Origin of the sequence: Dankookia sp. GCM10030260, from assembly GCF_042666655.1 — a bacterium.
Lineage (GTDB): Bacteria > Pseudomonadota > Alphaproteobacteria > Acetobacterales > Acetobacteraceae > Paracraurococcus.
In genome coordinates this window covers 1-677 of record NZ_JBHTDE010000093.1, presented here as the reverse complement: position 1 = coordinate 677, position 677 = coordinate 1, and the positions used below count along the sequence as shown (strand labels likewise).

The window sequence follows — 677 nt, the reverse complement described above, 5'->3', positions numbered from 1 at the left end:
AGCGGGCCGGACGACGCGCCGCGGCCGGCCACCGTCGCCGCGGCGTCGCTCGGCGGCGCCGCCGCCCGGACGACCTCCCAGGCTGGGCAGACCAGCCCGATCAAAGGCGCGAGCTAGGAGTGAGCTGCCATGCCATCTGATACTAACCGCCCACCAGAGCGTGACCGCAGCGTCACCGACCTGTTCGGCAGCGCCATCGGCCAGATTTCCACGCTGTTTCGTAAGGAAGTGCAACTCGCGCGCGCCGAACTCGGCGAGAAGCTCGGCGACGCCGCCGGCGCCGTCATGCCATTGGCCGCTGGTGGCGGGCTCCTGCTCGGTGCGCTGATAGTTCTGCTCTTCGCCCTGGTCTCGCTGCTGGTGAGCTTCGGTATCGCCTCCGGCTGGGCAGAATTGATCGTTGGGTTGGCCGCGGCGCTCGGTGGCTATGCGCTGATCCGCGGCGGCCTTTCCCAACTCAAGACATCCAATCTCGTGCCGACACGCACGACCACGCAGCTGTCGCGCGACGTGCAGGTGGCGAAGGAGCAGGTCCAATGAGCAGCACGACCGACCCCGGCAACCGCTCCGCCGCGGAGATCGAGCGCGAGGTGGAGCAGACCCGCGCCGGCCTCACCAACACGCTGGACGAACTGCGCGAGCGCGCTTCGCCGGGCCAACTCTTCGAGCAAGCGCTG

General features: G+C 69.0%; 2 protein-coding genes. Both read left to right on the top strand.

The features are described 5' to 3' along the window. Positions 1-129 precede the first annotated feature (129 nt). Positions 130-540: a phage holin family protein gene (locus ACFQS7_RS31000; protein WP_380070992.1), complete on the top strand. Its 411-nt coding sequence runs from the start codon at positions 130-132 to the stop codon at positions 538-540. Then, the coding region (locus ACFQS7_RS30995; protein WP_380070993.1) for a DUF3618 domain-containing protein at positions 537-677 on the top strand (141 nt) is incomplete at its 3' end. The genes ACFQS7_RS31000 and ACFQS7_RS30995, both read left to right, overlap by 4 nt.